Here is a 17578-nt window from a genome sequence, read left to right as displayed (position 1 = left end):
CCTATGAAAACCGAGTTGATTAGCAGGTCTACGTTAAAAGCCGCATGGGATAAAGAACGCGATATTGATGGTCTTCTAACGGCCGTTGAAAATGCCTTTCTTTCTTTTGGTAAGGGCGAGGTAATTTTACCTTCAAAATCTTCTCAGATTTTTGATGAAGCTACGCAAGACCGAATTAATTGCATGCCGGCGACCGTTCTCCCTTTAGGATTATCTGGAGTTAAATGGGTCTCGGTTTTTCCTGAGAATCCATCGAAACGCAGTATCCCCAATGTTGGCGGCTTGATGGTCCTTTCTGAGATTAAATCCGGTTGCCCCGTCTGCGTCATGGACGCCTCGTATCTCACTGCTCTTCGAACTGCTGCCGTTGATGCTTTAGCTGCCAGACTATTTGCGCCTTTAGGTGCTCGAGTTCTTACGATTCTCGGTACGGGCGAGCAAGCTCGCTTTCATGCCGAGCTCATGTCTCTTGCGCTTACCGATATAAGCGAAATTCGAATTTCTGGGCGCACTGCTGCTCACGCTGCAACACTTGTATCCGATCTTAGTTATTTGGGCTGTTCGGTTGTTGACTACGGAAATGATATGCAGGCAGCTTGTGATGGTGCCGATATCGTTATTACATGCATAAGTGGCCAGGCCCCTATTCTCAAGGCTGATTGGCTTGATACTGCCAAGTTATATTGCCACGTTGGTGGCTGGGAAGATGAGTACGAAGTTCCTCGTAAAGCCAATAAAATCATTTGTGACTATTGGGATGCGTTGAAGCATCGAGGATCGCCAACCATTGCTCGCATGTATTCTGAGGGGCTGTTGTCCGACTCGGATATTCATGCAGATATTACCGAAGTGCTTTGCGACGTCAAAAGCGGTCGTGTGGGCGATGAGCTTATTTACTTTAATGCTATCGGTCTTGGTTTTATTGACGTTGCCGTGGCCGCATGGCTTATGGATAGGGCTCGTAGTGTCCCGTCTTTTGATTTTCACGAGTAATGGCTTTGTTTAGGAGTCATGATGAAAGGCATAATCCTCGCAGGCGGCTCTGGAACTCGCTTGCATCCCATTACCAAGTCCGTAAATAAACAGTTGCTGCCCATTTACGACAAACCCTTGGTCTATTATCCGCTCTCGGTGCTTATGCTTGCTGGCATTCGTGAGGTACTGGTTATTTCTACGCCTCGTGATCTGCCGGCTTTTAAAGAGCTGCTGGGAGATGGCTCCGATCTTGGCATGAATCTAGTGTATGCCGAGCAGGCGGAACCGCGTGGTTTGGCCGAAGCATTTACCATTGGTCGTGATTTCTTGGCGGGGGAGCCCTGCGCCTTGGTGCTGGGTGACAATATGTTTCACGGTCAGGACTTCACGCGCGTACTTAATCGGGCAAAAGCAAAGGTAGAGTCCGAGGGCGGTGCAGTTGTATTTGGTTATCCTGTTCAGGACGCTCGTGCGTTTGGCGTGGTTGAATTTGACGCGGCCCATCGCGTGATTGGCATTGAAGAAAAGCCTGATCATCCCAAGAGCAACTATGCGGTACCGGGTCTTTATTTCTATGATGGTCAGGTATCCGATATTGCCGCTACGGTTGAACCTTCCGAGCGTGGCGAACTTGAGATTACGAGCGTCAATAACGCTTATCTTGAGCGTGGTCAGCTTTCGGTTGAACTCATGGGACGCGGCATGGCTTGGCTCGACACCGGCACGCCGCAGGGTTTGCTTAAGGCTGCTGAGTACGTCGAAGCCGTCCAGAGCCGTCAAGGCTATTTTATTGCATGCCTTGAGGAAATCGCATACCGCCGAGGCTTTATCGATGCTGATCAGCTTGCTATTTTGGGCGAGCGCCTAAAAAAGACTGCGTATGGCAAGTATTTGTTGACGGTTGCTGCAGAAGGGAAACGTTAACGTGCCTGAGATTTTTGAACCTAAGAACATCATCGTCACGGGCGGCTGCGGCTTCATCGGCAGCAACTTCGTGCACTACGTCGTGGACAACCACCCGGGCGTCCACGTCACCGTGCTGGACAAGCTGACCTACGCCGGCAACCCCGAGAATATCGCCGGGCTGTCGGCGGACCGCGTGGAGCTCGTCGTGGGCGACATCTGCGACGCGGAGCTGCTGGATCGCATCGTCCCGGGCCACGACGCCATCGTGCACTACGCCGCCGAGTCCCACAACGACAACTCCATCGCCGACCCGGAGCCCTTCCTGCGCACCAACGTCGAGGGCACCTTCCGCCTGCTGGAGGCCGTGCGCAAATACGGCGTCCGCTACCACCACGTCTCCACCGACGAGGTCTACGGCGACCTGGCGCTCGACGACCCGGCGAAGTTCACCGAGGAGACGCCCTATAGGCCCTCGAGCCCCTACAGCTCGACCAAGGCGTCCTCCGACATGCTCGTGCGCGCCTGGACCCGCACCTACGGGCTTCGCACGACCATCTCCAACTGCTCCAACAACTACGGCCCCTACCAGCACGTGGAGAAGTTCATCCCCAGGCAGATCACCAACATCGTCGACGGCGTCCGCCCCAAGCTCTACGGCCGCGGCGAGAACGTCCGCGACTGGATCCACACCGAGGACCACTCCTCGGCCGTCTGGGACATCCTCACCAAGGGCCGGATGGGGGAGACCTACCTCATCGGGGCCGACGGCGAGAGGGACAATATCACGGTCCTGCGCATGATCCTCACGGCCATGGGCCGCGACCCCGAGGACTTCGACTGGGTCGCAGACCGCCCCGGACACGACCGCCGCTACGCCATCGACAGCACGAAACTCCAGCGCGAGCTGGGCTGGAGGCCGGCCCACACCGACTTCGCCGAGGGGCTCAAGCAGACGATCGACTGGTACGTGGAGAACGAGTCCTGGTGGCGCCCCGCCAAGGAGGCAACCGAGACCCGTTACCGCGCGCAGGGGCAGTAGAGGTAACAGCTCATACGAAACAACGGGGGTCCCGGACTAGTGCTCGGGACCCCCGTTTTATTTAGGGCGCAGTTGGCCGAACGTGTCCCTGAATAACGGTTAGTTGGTGGAGCGTTGTGCGTCGTGGGTTGCATTTCTTACGCCTTTGCTCGCGGCCTTCCCCGCCATAAATACTGTGGTGATGCTATTCGCCCAGCTGTTCGCCTACGCGGACGCGCCCGGCGGGGGGCGCATGCCTGCACGACGAGTTGATCGGTTGCGACGAGATGCCCGAAGGCAAGCAGCCGATGGCATGTGGCGGCGCGAGGCGGGGCTGCGGGCGAGGCCCGTGCGCAAGAGCAACACGAAGCGGCTCTCCTAGGAGTGGCTGGCAGGGCTGCGCGAAATCTGCAACGACCAGGTGCGCTGTCCGCTGGCGCACGAGGAGTCCAGGCTCAAGAAGTTCGACAGCGACCGAGACGGGACGTGGCTTGACGACATCCCCCGTCGGCAACGACCACTCGATTGACACGGTGGGGTACGCGATGATGGACGACTCTTGCATGGGTGAGAACGCAGCGTCCAGCTTTTCCCCACCATCGAAAGGCGCTAAAGGTTAATTTGCCGTCTTCTCCGTTGTCTTGGGGTCAGCCTCTTCGCCCTGCTCGCCGAATACACCCTTGAACTTCGTCATAACGTTTTTCTTTGTCTCGACAATCTTTGGGCGCGCGGTCCCACGCCACCATTTTTCGACATGAGGCTTTGCCACCTGAGCACCTTTCGCCACCAGATAGCCGACGGCAATTACGGCAATCGCAGCAGCTGCCACCTTGCCGCCGTTCGGATTGGAGGCATCATCTCCATTGCGCTGGCCGTCATCAATACTATAGTCGCCATTTGCCGCAAGCGATGCCTCCAATTCTTCTCTCTGCCTTTTCTTTTCGGCGCGATTGGCTGCAACTGAATCGGAAAGCTCGCGTCTGCGTTCTGAGGAAAGCGGCCCCATTTCATCGAGAATCTCCTCTTCCCATTACATGGCAACATAGCCAGCATGATTTGGGCTTCCAGTTTCCCTATGCCTCTGCGTGGCATAGGGATGCCCCTTCTCGGTGACCCTATAATCTCCAGGTTCGCCTTCGAGGTATCCTTCTTCCTTCAGCCAGACATTCATCTCCTCAGCATTAAGCCCAACATCCCGCCCCAAGTATCTTGCTGACTTACGCATCGCAAGCCTCCATTCGCTCATCAACAGTATGATAGTCTCGCAAATGTTGATGTAGGTCTCTGCTCTCGAGGGTGGCCGAAGGCTGCCCAAGGAACCGAGAACCACCTAGAATGCCGTCATTCTAGCTAATGTCACACCGCCTCCCCGCCGGGAACGGGGCTGTCGGCCACACCGAGCCCGATGGTCCTGGCCGCGTGCTCGGCGGCGGTGCCCCCGTAGGCGTGCTTCGGCGTGTTGGTCCTTGGCGCCCTCCACAGCCCTGCCGATGGAGTCGTCGTCGAACCAGCAGAGGCCCGCCCAGTCCTCGTCCTTCTCGGAGAACATCGCTCTCATCATCCCGATGGGCGACTTTCTGTTGGGGAACACCTGCACCACGCGGCTGCGGCGCTTGGGCGCGCGGTTGGCGCGCTCCTGCACGTTGTTGGTGCGAAGTCTCACGTGGTGCTCGTAGGGGAAGTCGAGGTAGGCCAGAGCGTCGATCTCGGCCTCTTTGAGCACCTCGGCCGCCTTGGGGCAGAACCCCTCGGTCTGCTCGATGGTCATCTGGGAGCTCGAGTCCGGGCTCGCCGACTGCAGGGCCACGCGCGCCATTAGCGAGGGATGTGGTGATCGCGAGATACACGGTAGCGACCTTGGGCGCATGTGCGCGCTTCTGCAGGTTCGAGCGGAAGGAGATGAAGTGATTGGCGAAGACGTGAAATGGGCGTTGGGCATTGCGGTCACGGCGCTCGTGCTCATGGCGTTCCTGCTGCACGTGCCGTTCGCCCTGGTGCTGGGGCCGTGGAGGACTAGGGGGCGCGTCCGAGACCGGAACCCCCGCTGGAGGGACCGTCCGTTTTTTGTCCGGGCGAGCTGAGATGCTTTTATCACGATAAGCGCAGATGGGAAGCACATCACTGGTATGATTTGGAAAAGGAGGAAACAGATGAAAGTCCAAATCGGGACAGAGTACTGTGCGATGGAAATCGCCGAGTACGCCGTCAGCAGGCGATATCGCCACGACACGCCAATCAGCAATCTTCAGCTCCAGAAGATTCTTTACTTCCTGCAAGTCATACACGCGAGCGAGACCGGCGAGCTGCTATTCGCCGACCAGTTTGAGGCATGGCCCTACGGCCCGGTCATCAGAGATGTCTACGTTAAGTTCTCTGACTGCGGCGGCTTCCCGATAAAACGCGAGTTCGACACCGAGATAAATGATTCCATCCGCCCGTTTCTGGATGCGGGGGTGGACATGCTCGCCGAGAAATCCCCATGGGAGCTCGTCAGGATCTCACACGCCGAGGGGTCTCCGTGGGACGTCATCTACAACCAGAAGCGCCTACACAAGGGAATCATCCCAAATGAATTGATCATGCAGTGCGCTAGCGAGGTCTCTGAGTGACCGAGCAAGACTACGCAAAGGCGGCCGAAAACTTCGAAAGGGCCCTCTCTCTGCTCACCAGCAAGATTGGGACTCTTTCGAAGCCACCCCTGAAAGTTCCCCCAATAAACGCAGGCAGCGACGACGCAGAGAAACGCAAGGCTCTCCGCGACATGCTCGAATCCCTCGCCAGCACGGATGATGCTGCGGTGCTCTCCCAGGATGACATCCGCCGAGCCTCGAACTTCTTCGTAAAGCTATATGGGGGGAGCGAGCCCTATCGCCATAGATATGCCGACATCTGCGACCTGGTATTCAATGCACTCGGGCAGTCCCCTGGGGACTTGGACGAAGGGGTCCCCTATTCGGTCAACTGCCTCGCCGAGAACATTCGCATCATCCATGACAACCTGACGAAACATGGATTTTGTGACCAGGCGAAAAGTGTCCTCAAACTCGCCGACCACATCGACCTGGAAAAGACGAGGCTGAGCCACGACATCGAACAGCAGCAGGCCATGCGCACATTCAAAGCGGCAATCGCCGAAGTGAAAGCGGAAAGGGACGAGGCGGACCAGAAACGCGCAGAGCTGGAAAGGGAGTTCGACGAGCGCCTCGACAAGACGAGGATGGAGTACATCGCGATCCTCGGCGTGTTCGCGGCGGTCGTGCTCGCCTTCAACGGCGGCGTCGGGTTCTCGACCTCCGCGATGGGCGCGCTCGGCATCGACGGCGGCATACGCGCCATCGTGCTCCTCGCCGCGCTCGTGGGCTTCGTGCTCATCAACACGGTCTGCATCCTGCTGGTCTTCATCTGGAAGATGTCCTTCAACCATCGGAATGTCGAGCTGGGAAAATGGCCGAGGAACTGTCTGATCGCCGCAGACGTCGTCCTCGTGGTCATCATGGCTGCGATGATGGCGCTCTCCCACCCTGGACTCAGGGGGCTCATCGGGCTGTAGCCCGAACGCCATGCCGAGGGCCGTCCTCCGGGGCGGCCCTCGGCATGGCGACACGTCTAGGAACATAGCCGTGCGGTCATCCTCCGCCGCACGGGACACTGGGGAGCCGTCCTTCGGGTCGGCTTCCTGCTTTTCGCGGCGGGGCGAGATTGATTGGAGGTGGCGCTTGGACGCCGACGAGCCGATGGCGAAGGTAGTGTCGCGATTGTTGGTGTAGGGTCTCCATAAGGCGGAATCTGTAGAGGAAGGAGACTGTGATATCGTGCGCTCCGATGATGATATGCCTGGAGAAGGGTTTTACGAGCGCTACCGCGTGCTCTTTTACCCATGGATTCACGGGAGGCCTGCGGCCAGAATGCGGGATGTGCGACGGGAGAAGCGAGCCGTTCGCCAAGTGGAGCCCGACGACTTGAAGCCTCTCCTTGAGGCGGCGGCACTGGCGGATGGGTTAACCAAATGAACCCGGATGGCGTTATAATTAGCTTCAATGGTCAAATCGATTTCGGCACGGTTGTTGCTTTCCTATCTTTGGCGCTCACACTCCTCCAGTGGATTGTCTCGCTGGTACGGGGCCGCCGGGCAGCCGCGCGGAGCCAGGCGTCGGCCATCTGTGCCCGTGTGGTCAGGATGCCTGAGAGGGAGACGGCCACGGTTGGCAGGTGCAGGGTTGATTTAGCGCCGCAGTTCGGCCTAGAAGTGATGAACAATAGCAACGACATCGTTTACCAAGTTATCCTCACTGCCGTGCTCGTCCAAGGTGCCGGGCCTCAAGACGGGAGGGACGTCGAGGGGTGTGGCGGCAGAGTTCTACTCTCGTCCGTTGCTCCGGGCAAAACCGTGAGGTGCATCGGGCATCTCGATTGCTCGATGCATAAGACCCTCGGCTGCGAGGTGGCTTTCACCGATCGCTACGGACACAGTTGGGTGCGGAAGAGCGACGGTCATTTGGGCAGGATTCGATTCAAAACGCCCGTCGATTATTACGGTCTGATGCTGCCTGTAGAGTGGATGGACTTCGATGAATGGTAATCGACACGCTCTGGTTTTGAACGAAAAGACCCAGAGACGATCGATAACGATTCTTCTTTGATGATGCAAGCGGCGCTACTATTGGCAGCGCCGCTTCTTTTATGTTCCGTACGCAGATAGGCCCCGTCATGTTGACCACCGAACGCATCTTGGCCGACGTGCTCGTGTCGGGCCGCTGTTCGTGATCGAGCCCGACCATGATAGCGAGGCCGTATACGATTTCACCAACCCGAGGTCGGGGGCGAGGATGGACGCGAAGACAGGAGAGATTCTCTGATGGATAGCATGTTCAATGACCATGTTTTCCCTAAATACAAGGATCAACAGGTCATGAAGCCTCAGATGGATGGCCTTGATGACCCCACTTTAAGGTATTTCACGCTGTTGGACTCGTCTGCCCTAGTGAAAGACGAACTTAAAGCCGACAGGTTCGACGATGAATTCATTAAATCCTTCCTCAATGCCGCCAAGGAGCTTGCGGCCGCCGGGAGGAGAGCGACCGACAGGCCGGGCATGTATGTGTTCCTGGAGCATTCCTACGCGATTCCGGTGATGTTCCTCACAAGGCACTGTATTGAGCTTTCAATCAAGAGGGCGATAAAAAAATGTGGGGCTAAGCCTAAGAAAGACCACAGCCTTAGAAACCTGTGGAATTCCTTGCTCTCGAGGTTTCCGAAGCAAAAGTGCCGTGAAGACAATAGAACCATCAAGAACATGGGTGCTTTTGTAAATGCCATTGCCGACATCGATGACAACGGCATCAGTCTCCGCTATCCGCAGGACAAATCAGGCGGACTGACGCAGGACAGGCCGCTATTCGTGAACGACGAGGAAGTCGTCTCGTATTTGGAGAAGTTCGTAGAGCAACTTCAACTTATTGACTTCGATTATCTTGTCGAGAATGGTAAATAAGTGGTTGGAAGCTGGTCTTTATCGTTTGTAAAACCAGTGGTTGGAATCATGGTTGTATTAGCCGGTTAATCAGAACAGCTGTTGATTATTTTTTAACAGCTTAATTAAGATACCTGTAATTTATGCATAAAAGGTAGTGAATTGCTACCTTTACCATATGGATCTGTGAGTAAGTGCTTCGAGATGATGATGCCGATCTCGCTTCAATTTATGGGTGTATCGAAAAATAAGGGCGGAGTCGCTCTCGCGTTCCCGCCCCGCAAACCCGAATGATTCTGACTTTCCCGTTATCCGGAACGGCCGGGAAAGTTCGCGTCTCAGTCCGGAAAACCCAATGCTTAAAGCGACGATGCCAAGGGGCTACTCGGTCAGCTTCTTGCATCCGTACCAGGTCAAGGGGAGGGGCAGCCTGTAGAACGAGGTCGGCTCCATAGGGATCTCCTCGAGACTTCCGTTGCCTCGCCGAACCCACGAAGTTCCGTTTGCGTCGGTGAAAGCCGTTTCGGGTGCCGTGCGTACTCCCATTCCGTGCCCTTCCGTCGGGAGCCATGTGTACCATGCTCCAGGAGGAAGCGTGCCGACGCAGACGCGGTCGGGAAAAGCGGGACGGTTGTCCTCTCCTTTGAAAGAGGGGCCGGCTCCGCTAATCCCGACACAGGTGACGATTACGTCGTAGACGGGGGACTCGCTTTCGTTTCGAAGCACGACTAACTGCCAGACGAATCGATTGTCCTTGGGCTGATCGGTTCGGTTTCGACCCCCTTCGTACCATGCCGATATGCGGGATGGCTGATACCGCTTGATGTCGTCCTCCCTGTTCCTTTTGTTCTGGCTGCTTTGCCGCAATGCGGCAATCAAGGTCCCCAAGGTAAAGAATCCGATGAATGCTTGGACAATCAGATTGGCGATGTCTATTTTGTTGTCAAAAGTCACTGGATGGTCACCGGCTCAGCGTCGTGGGGCGATAATTCTAACTCCGAATAATACGGCTTGATCGATGGTCGACGTTACGTAAACGTCAAAATGGGTTTGTCTTAACAGCCTTATTTTCTTAAGACAAACTTGCCGCAACGCCAATTCAAAGAGTTTGCCGTGACGCAGACAGATGCAGTTGGTTGCTGAAAAGCGTGGTTATTTGGGCAGGATTCGCTTCAAAACGCCCGTCGATTATTACGATCTAATGCAGCCTGTAGGGTGGATGTACTTCGATAAGCAGTAGTCGACATGCTCTGGTTTTGAACGAAAAGTCCCAGGGACAATCGATAACGATTCTTCTTTGATGATGCGAGCGGCGCTACCATTAGCAGCGCCGCTTGTTTTCCGCTCGCAGATAGATCCCGCCATGTTGACCACCGAATGCATCTTGACCGACGTGCTCGTACTCCTATTCGGGCACAGAAATTGGAGGCGCGGCCCCCAGCGTCTACTCAGCGAAATTCGTTAAGAAAGCTGACATCGAACACTGTGAACTCCGTCATCGAATCGAATCTCATTGACTGGGATGCGTTCATTAATGATGACTTTGATGCCTATTTCAAAGCTCGCGTCATGGCTTTGCTGGACGCTATTGAGTTCGCACTGGGCAAGTCCATCTCCGATAGGGGCACCGAGGAAACAGTAAAGAGATTTGGCCGCTCATTGGAATAAGATGCTTCTTAGCTCCGTTATTGGTTATAGAAAGAAGGCTTAATGTCTGATTTTGAAATTTTGCAGCAGTTGTGCGAAACAGCAGACGAACTTTCAAAGAAATACATCAGCTCTAGTTCGCCTGACTTTAAAGCATGGAAGACAAGGGCGGACAGGCTTTTAATTAGGCGATTTGGAAAAGACAGCTACGAATTTAAAAGCTTTAACAAAATCAGCTACTCGTTGTCTTTCTTCACCTCCGGTACGCCCGACTCGGCTTTCGTTGAAGCCTGTGCGGACGGCCTGCGCAGTGCAAAAGCTGTGCTGGAGACATACCTTGATGAGTTTTCAGACGAAGGGGAAACCGGATCGACTGCAAATGTTGGAGATTATTCGAAGGTATTTATCGTTCATGGTCACAACGGAGAGCTTAGAGAAAGGGTCGCGAGAATCATCGAAAGGCAGGGCCTGACGGCGGTTGTCCTAAACGAGCAGTCAAATCAGGGCAAGACAATCATCGAAAAGCTGGAAATTGAAGGCGATGCAGCAGGAGCGGTATGCCTTTTTACGGCGGACGACGAAGGAAGAGCCCAGGCAGAACAGTCGGAAAAGCCCAGGGCTAGACAAAATGTTGTATTTGAAGCCGGATACTTTATTGGTCGGCTTGGCAGGGAAAACGTTGCAATTCTTGTTGACAAAGGTATCGAGATTCCCTCCGATCTACAGGGCGTCGTTTATACCGGAACAGACAGTTGGGAGTTCGGCCTCTTGAAAGAACTCAAGTCCATGGGATATTCCATCGACTTTAATAAGATGGATATCTAATCCGTTGATCCCTCCTTTCACCGATTGGCAAAACGATTTACACCTAATTGTGAACATTGCCCACGCGATTTTTCTTTGCCCCCGCATTGATCTCGCTAGACTAATACTTGCTGCTACCAGGGCATTTTCTGGTGCACATTCTATTGGCTCCTTCGAAGATCGGAGCGGGTATGTTTGCTGCCGAGTCCCACGCCAGCCGTCATCACATTGCGATCGCTGCCATGGCCTGCCTATGCGTTTTGCTGGGCGGGCCTTCTTATGCCGCGGGCGCGGAGAGCCTCATCATCACGGGCGCGACGTACTACGAGCCGGGCGTGTCAGGCCCAGGTTGGGCCTGGACCGATGCCGACCACCTGGAGCTTAACGGCTACGCGGGCGAGGCCATCGGCGCCGAGGGCGACCTGGTGCTGACGCTTGCCGGGCAAAACTCCGTGACGGAGTCGCATGCGCCCGATGCGGACATCACGCTGTGCGGCATGGAGGTGTGGGGCAACCTGACGCTTCGCGGTACCGGGACCCTGACGGCGACGGGCTCGCAGTGCGGAATCCACGTCTCGCAGGCGCTCGTGGTGGACGGCTGCACCGTCGATGCCCGGACGGACGGGGCCGATATTACGGACGAGGCGGTTGCCGGCGTGATCGCAGGCGACATGGCCGTGCGCGGCGGCGGACGCGTCGTTGCCGCTGGCGCCGGGTCCGGAGTGGGTGTGCGTGCCTATGGCGTGTATCTGCAGGAGGCGGGCCTTGGCGCTGGCGCGGCCGGCTGTCGGCTTTCCGTCGACGCCTCGTGGCTTGATGCGGCCGGCGCCGATGGCGGCGTTGCGTGCTTGGGCGGGTCGCTTGTGTCTGCGCGCTTTGTGGCGCCTGCTGGCGGGGTCTTTGGTGCTGGTGGCGTGTTGGATGCCTCTGGTGCGGTGACACCGCACGTGGTGGTTGAGCCCGATGTCGCCACGCCTCCGGCGGGGGAGACCGACAGGGGCGAGGTGACTGGCGATAGCGCGAAAAAGTCACCCACCGATGCTAGCCCCACTGCCGGAGAGCCCACCACAGGCCCCACGGCAAATCCCTCTCTGAAACCCGCGGCCACGCCAACCAAGACAACAAAGACAGTAACCAAGACCACGGTCGCCAAGACAACCAAGCCCAAGGCTGCCACCGCGACCACTTCGGCGCTCCCCAAAACCGGCGACAGCAACTGGATCGCTGCATCTTTATCGTTATTCCTGCTGGGGTTGGTGCTTTTTGGTGCCACATATCGCTGCTGAGACTGCGCGACGCACCTAGCTGCAATACAAGACCTCTGTTGAAGCTTTAAGGGCAACATTTCCGGATAGGGAGCGTTGCCTTTTTCGTGCATGCAATGTATGACGTGCCATACCACTTAATTGACTATGTAATTACTTGTAATTACATAGTCTACTATTGTATATGCAGTATAATAAGGTTACACTCACGCGATTGGAAGGTCTAAAAATGGCAAGCTCAACATTAACCATCAGGGTTGACGACGACCTCAAACGCGAGGCGGCGGAAGTTGCTGATTACTATGGACTTGATTTGTCGTCCGTGACTCGCGCTTTCTTCAAGCAAATGGTCAACACCCATCGCATCCCGTTGACTTTTGCCCCTGAGGAGCCCAGTGCCGAAAGCCTTGAGGCCATTCGCGAGGGGGACGCTTTTCTTGCATCTGGCAAAAAAGGACGGTTTGACAATGGCGCCGATCTGATCGCTGCTGCGATGGCACAATGAGCACGTTAACCGCAGAGTTCTCTGCAGCCTTCTCCCGCGATTTAAAGAAAAAAGCAAAGCGCCGTAAATGGGATTTATCTGAGCTTCAAAAGCTAATTGACCTGGTGCTACAGAATACACCTGAGTCAATGGACATATTAAAGCGACGTCATAATATGCACCGGCTAAGCGGCAACTGGGCAGGGCGAAACGAATGTCACGTAGCAAACTCGGGCGACTGGCTTGTCATATGGTCATCAAACGAAGAGGTAGCTTTCTTTGAACGCACTGGCAGCCATGATGAGCTGTTCCGATAATTCCCTTAATATCGAAACCACCAAAACCATTCGGATTTCAACCTAATGGCATCCAATTTGTTCAATCTTGTTGGATATGTAGCTGCACAATGACGATTACCTGCCTATGCGTTTTGCTGGGCGGGCCTTCTTATGCAGCGGGCGCGGAGAGCCTCATCATCGCGGGCGCGACGTACTACGAGCCGGGCGTGTCGGGCCCCGGCTGGGCCTGGACCGATGCCGACCACCTGGAGCTTAACGGCTACGCGGGCGAGGCCATCGGCGCCGGCCCCGGAGTGGGCGTGCGCGTTTATGGTGTGTGTCTGTAGGACGCAGGTCTTGGCGATGGCACGGCCGGCTGCCGACTTTCCGTCGATGTCTCGTGGCTTGATGCGATCGGTGCCGATAGCGGAGTCGCGTGCACGAGCGGATCGCTTGTGTTCGCGTAGTTTGTGACACCTGCCGGCTGCGCATGTGTTGATTGAACCCGAGGGTGCCACGACGCCGGCGGGGGAGACCGACGGGAACGACGTGCCTGTCGGTGGGACGGGTGAGCCTGCCGGTTTTACCGTCCCTGCTGCGGCACAACCCGGTGCGGATCCTGCAGTGAAGCCCGCGGCCTCCACGTTAAAGACGACCACGACAACGGCCAAAACGACGGTGACCGTGAACAAGGCTTTAAACTCAAAAAGTTGTAAACGAGGTAGCAATGCTTTTGAGCTATGTTCAGCTAGATGACGGCTCTCAGCTTGCCTACTCAGAAAAACGAGATGACGGGACCGTTCGCGTAGCCGTCGAGCGTCCGGTTGGCCCTGGCTTTGACCATGCGGAATGCTTCTTGCCTGCGGTTAATTGGTTCAATGTCGAAGGTTTTTCTACTGACGATCTAGATTTTTTGACCGAGTTCGTTAGATCAAACGCTCCGTTTATCTTCGAGCTTGCAGAACGGCAAAAAGCCGGACCCGCGGTATCGGCACTGGCCCCCTGACGCTCTACTGTTGAACGGAAAATATCCCATGATTTCGCCTTCCGACATATCCACCGCCGCCTCCCGCGTGCTGGCTCAATACGACGTCAGCGAAGCATATTTATTTGGCTCGTTTGCCCGAGGCGAGCAAACGCCCGATAGCGATATTGACTTGCGCCTAATCTGCGGCAACACCATGACGTTCGGCACGCTTTACGAACTCTCCCATGAGCTCGAGAAGGAACTTGGACGAAAGGTTGATATCGTCACCAACCCACCAGAGCACATGCGCCCGGCTTTCCGCCAAAGCATCGATCAAGATGAGGTGCGCATCTATGAAGCAACATGTGCGGGACGATGAGTTTGCGAATATCATCCTGCTATCTGATCCTCCCGATGTACTCAACGTTGAGAGCCTAAAGGCCATCCGCGATGGGGATGCGTTGATAGCCACGGGAAAGCCCAGCCGGTCTAACGCAAAAATAGCTCGCCACCCAATCGGGGGTTTACTTCGCGCTATACAGGTCTACGAGCAGATCCGACTCGACCTACGCCGTGCCTCGGTCTCTTCGGCATTGGCGCTCGCAAAGACCCTAAACTGCGCCATCGAAGACCCTGTCAGGCAACCGGTTGCTCTGGAGTACGATTCGAAACCCTGTTCATCCGAAACATTCAATAGCAAGAATATTGCTGTTTAACTTTCCTTTACGTACGTATTTAAATGAAACTATAATACGTATTAGAGACAGATTTTAAAGGAGGTTGCTATGGTTGCCGTGATAGACAATAAACTCGTTTTCGGACGCGAACAGGTGCTGACTTCGACGCAGGCAAGCAAAAATTTTGGCGAAGCGAGACGTCGCGCTCGAAGAGAACCGCAATTTGTCTCAGACAGGAACGATGGCATCGATACTGTTATCGTTGGCTTCGACGAGTTCGAAGCGATGGCGGTCGAACTCGAACAGCTCCGAGAGGAGCGCCTGCACGCTATAGCCGCTGCAAGGCTCGCGCAGAGCGACGCTGATTCGAATCGCAAGGGCATTCCGTTCTCCGATACCGTGGGACGTGAGAGGTTCGAGGCCATGCTAGAAGCCGAGGCAACCGATCCCATTTCCGACGAAGAGCTGTTCGAGTGAGCGTGGCTAGGTTTAAGGTTGAGTTTTACGACAAGACTGCCGAGAAAGAGTATCTGTCACTCGATGGCTCGGTTCGCGCTATGGTGGACAAAGGTATTGCGCGTCTTGCACTTCGGGCCGATGAAATTGGCAAGCCGCTTTCGGGTCTTCTTGCAGGTTGTAGGGAACTTAAGTTTCGCACTGATGGCATTCGCGTAATTTATCGCATCCGCGATGGGTATTTTACCTGCTGGTTTGTTGGGTGACTTGACTGCTTTGGCTTGACTTACGCGCACGAATTTAAAATCGAGGGCAAAAAGTTCTTGGAAAACCTCGCGCGGCTATGTTAGTATCTCTTTTGCCGAAAGGCGACGGGCGATTGGCTCAGGGGTAGAGCATATCCTTCACACGGATGGGGTCACAAGTTCGAATCTTGTATCGCCCACCATCTAAAGCGCAGGTCAGTGGTGTTAAGCCTCTGGCCTTTTTCTTTATGACACCAAAATCGAAGCGAAGTTACCTAAGGCGTTATATGTTACGCAGTTCACCTTAGGTGTCGTCATTGCGCGTTTTGCAAAATGCGTCTGCGTTTATTCATTGAATTCCCTGCGTAATCTATGTGCAATTGTGGAGACAGAGACCACTGGCTCACAGCTTGTACCAGCGCGTTCATGCCTATGGCGGCTTTTCAACGGATTGCGTCAAGCTTTTGGTCAGCGTTTGGTCAGCTTCCCGTACTTACCCGCATGATGCCCCAGTAGATAATCGGCCATGCCCGCAATCCGCACGGCCCGAGGCCGTAACCAGGGGAGGCGCAAATGGACGAAATCGTCTGCGCAAACACTGCATTCCGCTATTGGCGCTGCCCACCGCAGGTGCGAGACCTCTACCCGCACTTACCTAGCTCCGAAGATGGCTGGCGAGCTCTATCCCAAGCCCCTTTTGTAACCGAAGTTCTCAAGACGCCAGTCATCACAGCAGCATCAACACGAAGCAACCTGCATTCCAAGACAAGACGGACCATCCGATGGAACAACGCCTATACGGAGAAGGTTTCCATCGACACGGGCATGGGCTTTAGCGTCACAGACCCTCTTAATACGCTATTCACCATGACTCGAAGCGTTTCTTCATGCGATCTGGTTCTGGCTATGTACGAATTTTGCGGATGGTTCTCGGTTTTTAAACCATCGCCCGCGGTTGACATGGCACTTGAGCGGGCAAAATCAGAAGAAGAGCATTACACCACAGAAAGTCTGTTTGAACTAGACGAAACCCAAGACGAGGCCCCATGGAAGCGAGTCTACGCTCGGGTGCACCAGAAGGACAGCGAGAATGATCAAAGTGGGCAGCGGGCTGACGGATCCGGAAATAAAACTAACAGAAAGGGCACATCGCTTTGGATGAGAAAGCCTCTTATTGAAATAGAAGAATTACATAGATTTTCGGCGAAGGTTTAGGGCGAGATGTGGGGAAAGCAATTCTGCGAAGCCGCACAGCAGGTAATGGGTATTGCTGCATCCCCGCTAGAAGTTGCTGGAATCATGTTGCTAAGTCATCCGAGGCGTGCCGGCGGAGCGGAGTTTAAAAACATATTCGTCAACGACCTAACACCGCTGTCGAATTCAGCTCGGAAAATCGCAGGTCAGAAAATCTGTTACGGCGATATCGTCATCGTAAACCCAATAACAATGAAGGCCTTGATTATCGAACTTCAAGGTGAGGTTATTCATGGATCGGGCGCTGTGCTTGACCACGATGCCACCCGAATGACAGCATTGCAAAGCATGGGATACGACGTATTTCTTGTAACCCATGACATGCTCAATGATCACGATCAGCTTGATGCCATCATTCACAGTGTGTGTGAGCGATTGGAGTTGTGCTACAAACCAAAAACCGAGGCGATGAGATGCGCTGAAACCAGATTGCGGGCCAACGTTCTGTGCAATTGGCTTGGTATTGGTAAGTAATAATTTCAATGTGAGCAATTTTAATACTTTATATGCTGTTAGTAATTAAGTGCCATTTTAAAACCATGCCGGTTTACTACGTTGGATTGAGGGTGGCTGAGCACATCGAATTCGCCGCTCGTAAAACCGCAGGTAGATAGCCTGCCCGTTATGCGAAAGTAAGCGAGAGGTCGGAAATCCGGGAATCAGCGTAGTAAACCGGTCTGTTTTTGAAGCGACAGGATGGATGGGGCATCGTGGGTCCTTTCGGCCCCACACCCGTTCCACGCGCCGCAAAATTGTTCAAAATTGTCCTTGCATCGGCTGGGGAGTTCACGTATAGTACTTCTTCGCACGGGGGCGTAGCTCAGCTGGGAGAGCGCTTGACTGGCAGTCAAGAGGTCAGGGGTTCGATCCCCCTCGTCTCCACCCGAGCATTGAATGAGGCTCCAACGCAAGTTGTGGCCTTTTTTCATATCAATCGATTTACACATCTGTTGGCTGGGCAGCATCTTGGCTACATATCCATTGTTAATCATGAATATGAATGTTAATAACTTTACGTCTGTGGATGGCAAAGCTAGTCCGCAGCGCCAATAACAAAAAGGCCAGGCGTAATGCCCGGCCTTAAAACTCTCTGGTGGGCCCTCCGGGATTCGAACCCAGAACCCAGGGATTA

The 17578-nt window shown here is 54.8% G+C and carries 22 protein-coding genes and 2 tRNA genes; 21 read left to right on the top strand and 3 right to left on the bottom strand.

Annotated features, from left to right (window positions below; genetic code table 11):
- The first annotated feature begins 3 nt into the window (after nucleotides 1-3).
- From DW151_RS02805 to rfbB, 3 genes are read left to right on the top strand one after another with little or no spacing between them, the layout of a single operon-like run.
- Nucleotides 4-993 carry an ornithine cyclodeaminase family protein gene (locus tag DW151_RS02805; protein ID WP_118334340.1) on the top strand — a complete coding sequence of 330 codons (990 nt, stop codon included), beginning with the start codon at nucleotides 4-6 and terminating at the stop codon, nucleotides 991-993.
- A 21-nt stretch (nucleotides 994-1014) separates the two neighbouring features.
- On the top strand, nucleotides 1015-1899 hold the full coding sequence (gene rfbA / locus DW151_RS02800; protein WP_118334339.1) for a glucose-1-phosphate thymidylyltransferase RfbA: 885 nt from the start codon (nucleotides 1015-1017) through the stop codon (nucleotides 1897-1899).
- A 1-nt stretch (nucleotide 1900) separates the two neighbouring features.
- On the top strand, nucleotides 1901-2920 hold the full coding sequence (rfbB, locus tag DW151_RS02795) for a dTDP-glucose 4,6-dehydratase (protein WP_199579885.1): 1020 nt from the start codon (nucleotides 1901-1903) through the stop codon (nucleotides 2918-2920).
- 595 nt (nucleotides 2921-3515) lie between these two features.
- On the opposite strand, the gene DW151_RS02790 is transcribed toward rfbB, so the two are convergent.
- The 3 genes from DW151_RS02790 to DW151_RS10550 form a co-directional block, all read right to left on the bottom strand.
- Nucleotides 3516-3905, bottom strand: coding sequence for a hypothetical protein (locus DW151_RS02790; protein WP_147351750.1), 390 nt, complete (start codon nucleotides 3903-3905; stop codon nucleotides 3516-3518).
- Between the two features lie 24 nt (nucleotides 3906-3929).
- A complete protein-coding gene (locus DW151_RS02785) occupies nucleotides 3930-4124 on the bottom strand; it encodes a hypothetical protein (protein WP_118334334.1) in 195 nt (64 codons plus the stop codon).
- 105 nt (nucleotides 4125-4229) lie between these two features.
- Nucleotides 4230-4706 (bottom strand): transposase, encoded by a 477-nt coding sequence (locus DW151_RS10550; protein WP_158571641.1) that lies wholly within the window; start codon nucleotides 4704-4706, stop codon nucleotides 4230-4232.
- 343 nt (nucleotides 4707-5049) lie between these two features.
- Here DW151_RS10550 and DW151_RS02775 point away from each other — a divergent pair, with 343 nt between their 5' ends.
- From DW151_RS02775 to DW151_RS02675, 18 genes are all read left to right on the top strand, one after another.
- Nucleotides 5050-5508 (top strand): Panacea domain-containing protein, encoded by a 459-nt coding sequence (locus DW151_RS02775; protein WP_158551258.1) that lies wholly within the window; start codon nucleotides 5050-5052, stop codon nucleotides 5506-5508.
- Nucleotides 5505-6449, top strand: coding sequence for an MnhB domain-containing protein (locus DW151_RS02770; RefSeq protein WP_117636977.1), 945 nt, complete (start codon nucleotides 5505-5507; stop codon nucleotides 6447-6449). The genes DW151_RS02775 and DW151_RS02770 overlap by 4 nt, the downstream gene beginning before the upstream one ends.
- A 456-nt stretch (nucleotides 6450-6905) precedes the next feature.
- The gene (locus DW151_RS02760) at nucleotides 6906-7478 is read left to right on the top strand and encodes a hypothetical protein (RefSeq protein ID WP_118334330.1); all 573 of its coding nucleotides are present in this window, start codon (nucleotides 6906-6908) and stop codon (nucleotides 7476-7478) included.
- Between the two features lie 330 nt (nucleotides 7479-7808).
- Nucleotides 7809-8390 carry a HEPN domain-containing protein gene (locus DW151_RS02755; protein WP_233543302.1) on the top strand — a complete coding sequence of 194 codons (582 nt, stop codon included), beginning with the start codon at nucleotides 7809-7811 and terminating at the stop codon, nucleotides 8388-8390.
- A 1689-nt stretch (nucleotides 8391-10079) separates the two neighbouring features.
- The gene (locus DW151_RS02740) at nucleotides 10080-10841 is read left to right on the top strand and encodes a TIR domain-containing protein (protein ID WP_117636984.1); all 762 of its coding nucleotides are present in this window, start codon (nucleotides 10080-10082) and stop codon (nucleotides 10839-10841) included.
- Between the two features lie 170 nt (nucleotides 10842-11011).
- Nucleotides 11012-12106 carry a hypothetical protein gene (locus DW151_RS02735; protein ID WP_118334327.1) on the top strand — a complete coding sequence of 365 codons (1095 nt, stop codon included), beginning with the start codon at nucleotides 11012-11014 and terminating at the stop codon, nucleotides 12104-12106.
- A 208-nt stretch (nucleotides 12107-12314) separates the two neighbouring features.
- Complete coding sequence (locus DW151_RS02730; RefSeq protein ID WP_117641040.1) at nucleotides 12315-12590, top strand: type II toxin-antitoxin system RelB/DinJ family antitoxin; 276 nt, start codon at nucleotides 12315-12317, stop codon at nucleotides 12588-12590.
- A complete protein-coding gene (locus DW151_RS10895) occupies nucleotides 12587-12886 on the top strand; it encodes a type II toxin-antitoxin system YafQ family toxin (RefSeq protein WP_117641041.1) in 300 nt (99 codons plus the stop codon). The genes DW151_RS02730 and DW151_RS10895 overlap by 4 nt, the downstream gene beginning before the upstream one ends.
- Before the next feature lie 89 nt (nucleotides 12887-12975).
- Entirely contained in the window at nucleotides 12976-13194 is a 219-nt protein-coding gene (locus DW151_RS02720; protein WP_118334325.1) for a hypothetical protein, read from the top strand.
- Nucleotides 13195-13574: 380 nt separating this feature from the next.
- Nucleotides 13575-13853, top strand: a complete 279-nt coding sequence (locus DW151_RS02715; RefSeq protein WP_118334324.1) for a hypothetical protein — start codon at nucleotides 13575-13577, stop codon at nucleotides 13851-13853.
- A 28-nt stretch (nucleotides 13854-13881) separates the two neighbouring features.
- A complete protein-coding gene (locus DW151_RS02710) occupies nucleotides 13882-14193 on the top strand; it encodes a nucleotidyltransferase family protein (RefSeq protein WP_118334322.1) in 312 nt (103 codons plus the stop codon).
- Entirely contained in the window at nucleotides 14168-14530 is a 363-nt protein-coding gene (locus DW151_RS02705; RefSeq protein WP_118334321.1) for a hypothetical protein, read from the top strand. Before DW151_RS02710 ends, DW151_RS02705 begins: the two co-directional genes overlap by 26 nt.
- A 69-nt stretch (nucleotides 14531-14599) precedes the next feature.
- Nucleotides 14600-14968, top strand: coding sequence for a hypothetical protein (locus tag DW151_RS02700; protein ID WP_118334319.1), 369 nt, complete (start codon nucleotides 14600-14602; stop codon nucleotides 14966-14968).
- 2 nt (nucleotides 14969-14970) lie between these two features.
- The gene (locus DW151_RS02695) at nucleotides 14971-15213 is read left to right on the top strand and encodes a type II toxin-antitoxin system RelE/ParE family toxin (protein WP_147351748.1); all 243 of its coding nucleotides are present in this window, start codon (nucleotides 14971-14973) and stop codon (nucleotides 15211-15213) included.
- A 107-nt stretch (nucleotides 15214-15320) separates the two neighbouring features.
- A tRNA-Val gene (locus DW151_RS02690) sits at nucleotides 15321-15395 on the top strand.
- A gap of 370 nt (nucleotides 15396-15765) precedes the next feature.
- Complete coding sequence (locus tag DW151_RS10480; RefSeq protein WP_147351747.1) at nucleotides 15766-16407, top strand: hypothetical protein; 642 nt, start codon at nucleotides 15766-15768, stop codon at nucleotides 16405-16407.
- Nucleotides 16408-16413: 6 nt separating this feature from the next.
- On the top strand, nucleotides 16414-16920 hold the full coding sequence (locus tag DW151_RS02680; RefSeq protein ID WP_118334314.1) for a hypothetical protein: 507 nt from the start codon (nucleotides 16414-16416) through the stop codon (nucleotides 16918-16920).
- 335 nt (nucleotides 16921-17255) lie between these two features.
- Nucleotides 17256-17328 (top strand) — tRNA-Ala (locus DW151_RS02675).
- Nucleotides 17329-17578: the final 250 nt, after the last annotated feature.

The organism is Collinsella sp. AM13-34 (assembly GCF_003473055.1).
Classification (GTDB): Bacteria; Actinomycetota; Coriobacteriia; order Coriobacteriales; family Coriobacteriaceae; genus Collinsella.
Note: the sequence above shows the minus strand (reverse complement) of the source record. Positions and strands in the feature narration are given on the sequence as shown.